Origin of the sequence: Streptomyces sp. FH025 (genome assembly GCF_017427025.1) — a bacterium.
Taxonomy (GTDB): domain Bacteria; phylum Actinomycetota; class Actinomycetes; order Streptomycetales; family Streptomycetaceae; genus Kitasatospora.
Map to the genome: position 1 here is coordinate 1 of NZ_JAFLNG010000299.1, position 8,987 is coordinate 8,987.

Sequence of the window (8,987 nt, forward strand, 5' to 3'; positions counted from 1 at the left end):
GGTCGCCTCGGGGCAGCACGAGGAGTTCGTGCTCGGGCTCGGCGCCGACCGCTTCGTGGACTACACCAAGGCCCCGGTCGAACAGGAGGTCCGCGACGCGGACCTCCTGTTCGACAACGTCGCCGGCCCCGAGGCCCACCGGCTGCTGCCCGTCCTGCGGCGCGGGGGCCGCGTGGTGCCGGCCTACCTCGGCGACTACCGGCCCGAGCGGGCGGCGGAGCTCGGGATCGTCCTCCACGAAGGCTGGCAGGTCCGCTCCAGCGGCAGCGACCTCGCCGACCTCGCCGAACTGCTGGCGGACGGCCGTGTCCGGGTGGCACTGGACAGCGTGTACCCGCTGCGCGAGGCCGCGGCCGCCCACCGCCGGGGCGAACTGGGGCACCTCCAGGGGAAGATCGTGCTGAGGGTGGCCGACTGAGACTCAGCCGAGCCGGGGCGGGAGCGCGGCGAGCAGGAGGGCGGCCGCGATGAGGAGGGCGGCGGCGTAGAACGGGCCGAGCGCCCCGGCGGGGGTGGTGAGGGTGGTCGCGGCGAGCAGGGGGCCCGCGGTGGCGCCGAGGTTGAGGGCGGCGGTCGCGTAGGCGCCGGCCATGGTGGGGGCGCCCGGTGCCTCGTACAGGGCCCGGGTGATCAGGGTGCCGCCGAGGGCGAAGGCCAGCGCGCCCAGCAGGAGGACGAGGGGGAGCAGGGCGGCCGGTTCATCCGCCAGGACGGCCAGCGCCGGCCAGCCGAGCAGCAGCAGCGGACCGGCGACGGCGAGGACCAGGCCGGGGCGGCGGTCCGCGAGCCGCCCGGCGGCGGTGACGCCGAGGAAGGAACCGGCCCCGAACAGCACCAGGGCCACGGGCACCCACAGGTCGCCGAGCCGGGCGGGACCGGTCACGACCGGGGCGAGGAAGGTGAAGCCGCCGAAGGTCGCGGCGTTCACCATCGCGGCCAGCAGCAGGACCTTCCGCAGCTTCGGGCGCCGCAGCTGGGCGAGTTCGGCGCGCAGGGTGGGGCGGCCGGGTTCCCGCTTCGCCGCGGTGGGCGCCGGCTCCGCCGTGGTGGCTTCCCGCTCCGCCGAGGTGGGCGCCGGGAGGCCGAGCAGGACGCCGACGGCGGCGGGCAGGCAGAGCGCGGCCACCGCCCAGAACACCGCCCGCCAGCCGAGGAGCGCGCCCAGGACCGCACCCCCGGGCACCCCGGCGACCGTGGCCACCGTCGTGCCCGAGAGCAGTACGGCGAGCGCCCGCCCCTTGCGGTCCGGCGGGACCAGCGCGGTGGCGGTGGTCAGCGCCACCGCGAGGAAGCCCGCATCGGCGAGCGCGGCCACGACACGGCTCGCGAACAGCACCGGGAAGCTCGTGGTGACGGCCCCGACGGCGTGCGCCGCCGCGAAGACCAGCACGAAGCCGAACAGGGTGGCGCGCCCCGGCCGGTTGCGGGCCAGCACGGCCATCAGCGGGGCGCCGACCACCATGCCGAGCGCGAACGCCGAGGTGAGGGTGCCCGCCGTCCCGAGCGGCACGCCGAGGTCGGCGGCGAGGCCCGGCAGCAGGCCGGCGAGCATGAACTCCGAGGTGCCCATGGCGAACACGGCCAGGGCGAGAAGGTACAGCGGAAGAGGCATCGAGAGGCTCCGGGAGGAGGTGGGAGTCAGGACAGGAACCGTCCGTCTCGTCACCGCAGCCCGCCCCCGCGGAGGACACACGCACCCGCCCGATCGGCCGTACGCACGATCGGGTCGGTGAACTCAGCGGTTCAGCGGTGGTTCAGGGGGCGGACGGCGTGACCGAACGCCCCCACCTTGGATGCCTCGGGGCTCGACATGCTTCGCACGCTACCGCTCGGAGGCCCGGCGGAGCACCCCGTTTTTCGGTTGCCCGCGCGGGCGGCGTGCCGTTGGGTTGGGGCATGAACGAAATGATCACCGAACGCCTGCTGATCCGCCCCTGGCGGGAGTCCGACCTCGCGCCCTGGGCCGCGATGAACGCCGACCCGGAGGTCCGCGAGCACCTCGGCGGCATCCTCACCCGCGAGCAGAGCGATGCCTCGGTCGCGCGGTTCGCGGCGGAGCTCGAACAGCGCGGGTACGGGTGGCTGGCCGTCGAGACCCGGGAGGGCGGCGAGTTCATCGGCTTCGCGGGCCTGGACGAGGTCGAGGAGCAGGACCCGGTCAGCGGAGTCGAGATCGGCTGGCGCCTGGCCCGGTCGGCCTGGGGCCACGGCTACGCGACGGAGGCGGCCCGGGCGGTCCTCGCGTACGGCTTCGACACGCTCGCCCTCCCCGAGATCCTCGCCATCACCACCGCCTCCAACCAGCGCTCGCAGGCCGTGATGCGCCGCCTCGGGATGACCCACGACGCCGCCGAGGACTTCCCCGACCCCGCCGCCCCGCAGGACCGGGCGCGCCGCAACGTCGTCTTCCGCCTGCGCCGGGAGGAGCACGCGGCCTGAGCCGACCCCGTCATGCGCCCGGTCATCGGGTGGTGTTCGTCGCGGGCGGCGAGGTCGGTCGGAACGGGATCGCGCCCGCCCTCGACCACATGCCGGGCGGCGATCACGCCCACCAGGCGGCGGCCGAGCAGCGCGGAGGTGTCGAGGCCGGGGCCGTGCAGTCGGCAGGCGGGGACGGGGATGTCACCCCGGGACCGTATCGTGCCGGGCATGACGTTCACGCACATCCGCCTCCTCGCCGGGTACGTCGACGAGGAGCGTCCGGTCCACGAGGTGCTGCCGGCACGAGTCGTCGAGGACGGGCTGGTGGTGTTGGCCGGGAGCCCCGGGCTGGTCCTCGGGTGTGCGGCGGGCGACCGGCTGCGGGTCGCTGCGGACGGCGGCTTCGAGGTCGTGGAGCCTGGCGGCAACCTGTGTCTGCAGGCGGCCCGCCCGGACGGGCGAGGTCTCGCGCCTGCGGAGGTGGGTGAACTGAGCACGGGCATGGCCGAGTTGGGCGGCCTGGTGGAGGCGCCGGCGGACGGCCGCTTCGTGGTCGTCACGGTGGCGCGGTCGGCCGGCTGGCCGGCCGTGGAGCGGGTGATGGACGCCTGGGTCGATGGGATCGGCGGCGTCGAGTGGTGGGTCGGCAACGGGGACGACGCCTGACCGCCTCGCTCGCTCCACGGCTCGGTCCACGGCTCGGTCCGCGGTTCATGGCACCAGGAGTCGCAGGGCCCCTTTCTGGACGGTGACCTCGATGGGGAGCGCCGCGATGAACTCGCCGTCGGCGTAGGCGGTGATGCCGGGGGATTCGATCCGCAGGGACTCGGTGCGCAGGGTGGTGACCTCCGGGCGGGTGGTGTGGGTGCCCTTGAAGAGGGTGGGGAAGAAGCGGGCGATCCGCAGCCGGGGCATGGCGTCGACGAGGGTGAGGTCGAGCAGGCCGTCGTCGGGGATGGCGGCGGGGCACATCAGCATGCCGCCGCCGTAGCTGCGGGTGTTGCCGACGGCGGCGAGGGTGAGGTCGCGTTCGATGACGGTGCCGTCGGCGAGGGTGATCCGGAAGGGCAGGGGGCGCAGGTTGGCGAACTCGGCGAGGATGGCGAGGTTGTAGCGCATCCGGCCGCGCGGCCAGCGCATCCGGTTGGCGCGGTCGGTGACCAGGGAGTCGAAGCCGGTGGCGAGGACGGAGCCGTACCAGCGCACCGCGCCGTCGGGGCCGGTGATCCGGCCGAGGTCGACGTCGCGGACGCGTCCGGCGGCGATGACGTCGGCGGCGGCCTCGGGGTCGCCGAGCGGCAGCCCGTACTCGCGGGCGTGGTCGTTGCCGGTGCCGGCGGGTATCACGCCGAGCGGTACGGGGGTGCCGGCGAGGGCCTGGAGGGTGAGGTTGATCATGCCGTCGCCGCCGACGACGGCCAGCGCGTCCACACCGTCGGCGGCGGCCTCGCGGGCGAGGCGTACGGCGTCCTCGGGCGAGCGCCCGGCCTGCGGTTCGACCTCGACTCCGAGGGCGCGCAGGCGGGCGACGGCCCGGCGGGCGGCGGGTTCGGCGTGGCCGATGCCCGCCGCCGGGTTGGTGAGAACGACGACCCTGCGGACGGTTCTCGCGCCGACCTCCCCACGGGCACGGCTCATGGGATCAGCTTGCCGGGGTTGAGGATGCCCGCCGGGTCGAGTTCGGCCTTGACGGCGCGCAGGATGCGCACGCCGAGGTCGCCGATCTCCTCGCTCATCCACGGCCGGTGGTCGGCGCCGACCGCGTGGTGGTGGGTGATGGTGCCGCCGGCGCCGAGGATGGCGTCCCCGGCGGCCCGCTTGGCGGTGGCCCAGCGGTCGAGCGGCTCCTCGCCGAGGGCGGCGACGACGGTGAAGTAGAGCGAGGCGCCGGTCGGGTAGACGTGCGAGATGTGGCAGAGCACGAGCGCGCCGGGCAGGGCGGTGGTGAGCGCCTCGGTGACGGCGACCCGCAGCCCCGCCAGCCGGCTCCAGTCGGCCGCGGTCTCCAGGGTCTCGCAGAGCGCGCCCGCGCTGAGCAGGGAGTCGCGCAGGTAGGGGGCGTTGAACCGGCCGTGCTCCCAGGCCCGGGCCGGGCCGTCGCCGAGCGAGGTGCCCCCGGCGGCGAGCAGCACCTCGCGGGTCAACCGGTGCCGGGCGGCGACCTGTTCGGCACTGCCCTCGAAGACGGTGACGGCCAGGCAGCCGCTGACCGCCGGGGCGCCGCCGATCTGTTCGGTCATGGCGAGGTTGACCATGGTCTCGGCCTCGTCGGAGAGCCGGATGACGGTCGGCCCGGTGCCCTGCTGCTCGACGGCGCGCAGCGCGGCCGAGCCGGTGGCGAAGTCGGGGAAGCTCCACGCCTCGTAGGCCTTGACGGCGGGCAGCGGGTGGACGCGCAGGCGGACGGCGGTGATCACGCCGAGGGTGCCTTCGGAGCCGAGGAAGAGCTGGCGCAGGTCGGGCCCGGCGGCGGAGGCGGGGGCGCGGCCGAGGTCGAGCACCCCGGCGGGGGTGACGACGCGCAGGCCGCGCACCATCTCGTCGAAGCGTCCGTACCCGGCGGAGTCCTGGCCGGAGGAGCGGGTGGCCGCGAAGCCGCCGATGGTGGCGTAGCGGAAGCTCTGCGGGTAGTGGCCGAGTTCCCAGCCGCGTTCGGCGAGCAGGGCCTCTGCCGCGGGGCCGGTGAGGCCCGCGCCGAGGACGGCCTCGCCGGAGGTCTCGTCGAGGTCGAGGAGCCGGTCGAAGCGGCGCAGGTCGAGCGAGACGACGGCGTCCAGGCCGCCGCGCTCGGGGTCGAGGCCGCCGACCACGCTGGTGCCGCCGCCGAACGGGACGACGGCGAGGCGGCGTTCGGCGCAGACGGCGAGGACGGCGGCGATCTCGTCCTCGGTGCCGGGCAGGACGACGGCGTCGGGCGCCGCCTGCGGCTCGCGGCTGCGGCGGCGCAGCAGGTCGGGGGTCGACTTGCCGCCGGCGCGGGGCAGCCGGTCGGCGTCGGCGGCGCTGACGTGCTCCTTGCCGACGGCGGCGGCCAGCGCGTCGAGGTCCTCGGCCCGGATCCGGGAGGGGCGCAGCACGACGTCCGCGGCGTCCGGCCCGGGGGCGGCGTCGCCGGTGACGCCGAGGGCGGCGGCGAGCAGCCCCTTGATGTCCGCGGACAGCTCCTTGGCGAGGGCCGGGTCGCCCCAGGCGTCCCACTTCATCGGGGGGAGCGGAAGCGCGGCTCCGGCCGGTCCCGCTTGCGTCTCAGGTGCCATGCGTTACAGTTTCACACATCATGTCAAGTAGTAACGCCGCGCCCGAAGGGCCCCGCAGCACCGACGACGCGATCCTGGACGCCGCTGCCCACCTGATCGTGCAACTCGGCGTCCGGCGCACCCAGTTGGCGGAGATCGCCCGCCGCGCCGGGGTCAGCCGCCCGACCGTCTACCGTCGCTGGCCGGACGTCCAGGCGGTGATCGGGGCGCTGCTCACCCGGGAGATCCTGGCCACCCTGGAGGGCACCGCGCTGGCCGTCCGCGACCGGGAGACCTTCGTGACGCGGGTGGTCGAGGTATCGGTGCGGCTGCGCGACCACCCGGTGCTCGGCGCACTGCTCCACTCCGACGACTCCGACCTGCTGCTGCGGTACGTCGTCGAGCGGCTCGGCACCAGCCAGCGCGGCCTGCTGGAGGCGCTGCGCACCGGCATCGAGCTGGGCCAGGCCGACGGCTCGATCCGCGCCGGCGAGCCGACCGAACTGGCCGCCATGGTCCTGCTGATCGCCCAGTCCACCGTCCAGTCGCACCGCATGGTCGCCTCCCTGCTTCCCGAGGCGGCCTGGCGGCGCGAACTGGCCAGAGCGCTGAACGGATACCTCGCGCCATGACGCCCACCGCAGGCCGCCCTGCCGGTCCCTTCGCCGGCCCCTTCGCGGGAACCAGCCAACTCAACGCCGTCCGACGGAGGTTGGAACTCGACGCGCTCGCCGACGATCCGCGCGTCGACCTGCTGGTGATCGGCGGTGGAGTCACCGGCGCCGGGGTGGCTCTGGACGCCGCCTCGCGCGGCCTGCGCACGGTGCTGGTCGAGGCCCGCGACCTCGCCTTCGGTACGAGCCGCTGGAGCTCCAAGCTGGTGCACGGCGGCCTGCGCTACCTCGCCTCCGGGAGGATCAAGGTGGCGCGGGAGAGCGCCGTGGAACGCGGCGTGCTGATGACCCGCACCGCCCCGCACCTGATCCGCGCCCTGCCCCAACTCGTCCCGCTGCTCCCTGACTTGCTGCGGCCGGGCCAGGCCTCGCTGATCCGCGCCGGCTTCCATGCCGGGGACGCGCTGCGGCTGAGCGCCGGAACGCCGGGCGCCCTGCTGCCCCGGGTGCGCCGGATCGACGCGACCGCGACCCGCCGACTGGTGCCGGGCGTACGGGCGGCCGGCCTGCGCGGCGCGCTGGTCGCGCACGACGGCCAGCTCGTGGACGACGCACGGCTGGTGGTCGCCCTGGCGCGCACCGCCGCGCAGTACGGGGCGAGCGTGCTGACCCGGGTGCGGGCCGAGGACGTCACCGGCACCTCCGCCCGACTGGTCGACGCGCTGACCGGCCAGGGTCTGACCGTCCGGGCGGGCGCGGTGGTCAACGCCACCGGCGTCTGGGCGGGCGAGGTGGACACCTCCATCAAGCTGCGCCCCAGCCGAGGCACCCACCTGCTGGTGGACGCCGAGGCCCTGGGGCACCCGACCGCCGCGCTCACCGTGCCGGTGCCTGGCTCCACCAGCCGCTTCGTCTTCGCCCTGCCGCAGCAACTCGGCAGGGTGGCGATCGGGCTGACCGACGAGGACGCCCCGGGGCCGATCCCGGACGAACCACAGCCCACCGAAGCCGAGTTGACGTTCCTCCTGGACACCGTCAACGCCGCCCTCGCCACCGCGCTGACCAGGGCGGACGTGCGCGGCGCCTACGCCGGGCTGCGCCCGCTGATCGACACCGGCGGCGGGAGCACCGCCGACATCTCCCGGGAGCACGCGGTGCTGGAGTCCCCCTCCGGGGTGGTCACCGTGGTCGGCGGCAAGCTCACCACCTACCGCAGGATGGCCGAGGACGCGGTGGACGCCGCCGTCCGGCTGCGCGGCCTGCCGGCCCGTGCCTGCTGGACGGCCCGCCTCCCGCTGGTCGGCGCCCCGGGGCACGGCGACAGCCGCCCGCTGCCCGCCCAGGGGGTGCCCGCCTCGCTGATCGCCCGCCACGGCGGGCTGGCCCACGAGGTCCTGGCGGCGGGGGAGTCGGCGCCGGTGGCCGAGGGAATCGACGTGACGCGCGCCGAGGTCGCCTACGCCGTGACGCACGAGGGCGCCCTGGACGCCGCCGACCTCCTCGACCGCCGGACCAGGATCAGACTGGTGGCGGAGGACGCCGAGCGGGCCCGGAAGGCGGTCGAGGAGATCCTCGCGGAGATCGCCACGGAGTAGGGGCCGCCCGGGAATTCGCTCGGAGGTCGGCCCGGAGCGGGAGTGACGCCGACGGCCGGTACGGCTGATCCGCCCTACCGGCCTGTCGGTTGACCTCAGGGCCTGCCCGTCAGGACCGGTCCTCGGCCGGCGCCTGGAGGTTCCAGAGCCGCCCGTCGGGGTCGCGGACGGTGGCCAGCCTGGTGCCGAAGTGGGTGTCCTCGAACGGGGTCACCACCTCCACGCCGTCGCCGGGCTCGAAGGCGTCGGCGTCGGCGACCTTCAGCACCAGCTGGAGCGGCGTCTCCCGGTCCGCGGGGACCTCGGCGATGAAGAGGGTCGGGCCGTCGCCGTTGCGCAGCTGGCCCGAGTTGTGGTCGGTCTCGAACTCCAGCTGGTAGCCCAGGCCCTGGAAGAACTTCACGGACTTGCCCCAGTTGTGGGTCTCGATGAACACGGCTTCGATGCCTTCGGTCGCCATCTCAGTCCTCCTGGACGGATTCGTCGAACGGTTGCTCGTGCTGGGGGGTGGGGGCTTCGAGGTAGGCGCGCAGTGCCGCGGCGACCAGCGCCGAGAGCGACAGCTCCTCCTCGATGGCGCGGTACTTGACCTGCTTGATCAGGCCGATCGGCAGGTACACGTTGAACTGCTTCACATCGTCGTCTCCCACACCGGCGATGCTAGTAGCACATTAGCTTGCTAGCAAGGTAGCCGGGCGAATGCGCGAGAGCCCGCCGGTCGGTCGGCCGGCGGGCTCAAGCGGTGCGCGATCGGGGCTCAGCGGTCCCTGCGAGGTCGGGGCTCAGCGGTCCGTGCGCGGTCGGGGCTCAGCGGCTCCGGGGGGAAGGGCATGAGGTCCGGCTCGACCCACGTCGTGCGGGCCCGCTCGTCGGCCAGAGTCCCGGGCCGGTAGTGGCGGGTGAGCAGGTCCCGGTCGAGCAGCTCGGGGTGGCGGGCGGCGAACTCCTCGAAGTCGGCCGCGTCCCCGGCGTGCCGGGCCACCAGCGCGACCCAGGCCCGGGTCATGGTGACGTGGAACTTCTGCGGCGCCCCGGCCTTGGTGGCGGTGCGTCGGATGCCCTCGCCGACGAGGTCGAGCGCGGCCGTGGCGCCGTGGCGGCGCACGGCGAGCCAGGTGAGC

General features: G+C 75.0%; 11 protein-coding genes. 5 read left to right on the forward strand and 6 right to left on the reverse strand.

Going from position 1 to position 8,987, the window contains the following annotated elements; genetic code table 11:
• The coding region (locus J0670_RS21075) for a zinc-binding dehydrogenase (protein ID WP_207813197.1) at positions 1-418 on the forward strand (418 nt) is incomplete at its 5' end.
• A 3-nt stretch (positions 419-421) separates the two neighbouring features.
• Here J0670_RS21075 and J0670_RS21080 read toward each other — a convergent pair.
• Positions 422-1,612, reverse strand: a complete 1,191-nt coding sequence (locus tag J0670_RS21080) for a Cmx/CmrA family chloramphenicol efflux MFS transporter (protein ID WP_207813198.1) — start codon at positions 1,610-1,612, stop codon at positions 422-424.
• Positions 1,613-1,896: 284 nt separating this feature from the next.
• On the opposite strand from J0670_RS21080, the gene J0670_RS21085 reads away from it, so the two are divergent.
• Both J0670_RS21085 and J0670_RS21090 read left to right on the forward strand, forming a co-directional pair.
• Positions 1,897-2,439, forward strand: a complete 543-nt coding sequence (locus J0670_RS21085; protein WP_207813199.1) for a GNAT family N-acetyltransferase — start codon at positions 1,897-1,899, stop codon at positions 2,437-2,439.
• 210 nt (positions 2,440-2,649) lie between these two features.
• Positions 2,650-3,087, forward strand: a complete 438-nt coding sequence (locus tag J0670_RS21090) for a DUF4265 domain-containing protein (RefSeq protein WP_207813200.1) — start codon at positions 2,650-2,652, stop codon at positions 3,085-3,087.
• Between the two features lie 45 nt (positions 3,088-3,132).
• Here the strand turns inward: J0670_RS21090 and J0670_RS21095 are convergent, their stop codons facing one another.
• Together J0670_RS21095 and J0670_RS21100 are read right to left on the reverse strand one after the other, a co-directional pair.
• Positions 3,133-4,059 (reverse strand): diacylglycerol kinase, encoded by a 927-nt coding sequence (locus J0670_RS21095; protein WP_207813201.1) that lies wholly within the window; start codon positions 4,057-4,059, stop codon positions 3,133-3,135.
• Positions 4,056-5,624 carry an FAD-binding oxidoreductase gene (locus J0670_RS21100; protein ID WP_207813202.1) on the reverse strand — a complete coding sequence of 523 codons (1,569 nt, stop codon included), beginning with the start codon at positions 5,622-5,624 and terminating at the stop codon, positions 4,056-4,058. Before J0670_RS21100 ends, J0670_RS21095 begins: the two co-directional genes overlap by 4 nt.
• A 74-nt stretch (positions 5,625-5,698) precedes the next feature.
• On the opposite strand from J0670_RS21100, the gene J0670_RS21105 reads away from it, so the two are divergent.
• Both J0670_RS21105 and J0670_RS21110 read left to right on the forward strand, forming a co-directional pair.
• Positions 5,699-6,289, forward strand: a complete 591-nt coding sequence (locus J0670_RS21105; RefSeq protein WP_207813203.1) for a TetR/AcrR family transcriptional regulator — start codon at positions 5,699-5,701, stop codon at positions 6,287-6,289.
• Entirely contained in the window at positions 6,286-7,866 is a 1,581-nt protein-coding gene (locus tag J0670_RS21110) for a glycerol-3-phosphate dehydrogenase/oxidase (RefSeq protein ID WP_207813204.1), read from the forward strand. Before J0670_RS21105 ends, J0670_RS21110 begins: the two co-directional genes overlap by 4 nt.
• Before the next feature lie 109 nt (positions 7,867-7,975).
• Here the strand turns inward: J0670_RS21110 and J0670_RS21115 are convergent, their stop codons facing one another.
• The 3 genes from J0670_RS21115 to J0670_RS21125 form a co-directional block, all read right to left on the reverse strand.
• Positions 7,976-8,326, reverse strand: a complete 351-nt coding sequence (locus J0670_RS21115; protein ID WP_207813205.1) for a glyoxalase/bleomycin resistance/extradiol dioxygenase family protein — start codon at positions 8,324-8,326, stop codon at positions 7,976-7,978.
• A gap of 1 nt (position 8,327) precedes the next feature.
• Positions 8,328-8,516, reverse strand: coding sequence for a CopG family transcriptional regulator (locus J0670_RS21120; RefSeq protein WP_207813206.1), 189 nt, complete (start codon positions 8,514-8,516; stop codon positions 8,328-8,330).
• A 107-nt stretch (positions 8,517-8,623) separates the two neighbouring features.
• On the reverse strand, positions 8,624-8,987 hold a 364-nt coding region (locus tag J0670_RS21125; RefSeq protein WP_207813207.1), incomplete at its 5' end, for a hypothetical protein.

Bases quoted from the DNA above. Each gene is read 5' to 3' on its own strand.
- J0670_RS21080 (WP_207813198.1), bottom strand. From the start codon at position 1,612: ATGCCTCTTCCGCTGTACCTTCTCGCCCTGGCCGTGTTCGCCATGGGC.
- J0670_RS21085 (WP_207813199.1), top strand. From the start codon at position 1,897: ATGAACGAAATGATCACCGAACGCCTGCTGATCCGCCCCTGGCGGGAG.
- J0670_RS21090 (WP_207813200.1), top strand. From the start codon at position 2,650: ATGACGTTCACGCACATCCGCCTCCTCGCCGGGTACGTCGACGAGGAG.
- J0670_RS21095 (WP_207813201.1), bottom strand. From the start codon at position 4,059: ATGAGCCGTGCCCGTGGGGAGGTCGGCGCGAGAACCGTCCGCAGGGTC.
- J0670_RS21100 (WP_207813202.1), bottom strand. From the start codon at position 5,624: ATGAAGTGGGACGCCTGGGGCGACCCGGCCCTCGCCAAGGAGCTGTCC.
- J0670_RS21105 (WP_207813203.1), top strand. From the start codon at position 5,699: ATGTCAAGTAGTAACGCCGCGCCCGAAGGGCCCCGCAGCACCGACGAC.
- J0670_RS21110 (WP_207813204.1), top strand. From the start codon at position 6,286: ATGACGCCCACCGCAGGCCGCCCTGCCGGTCCCTTCGCCGGCCCCTTC.
- J0670_RS21115 (WP_207813205.1), bottom strand. From the start codon at position 8,326: ATGGCGACCGAAGGCATCGAAGCCGTGTTCATCGAGACCCACAACTGG.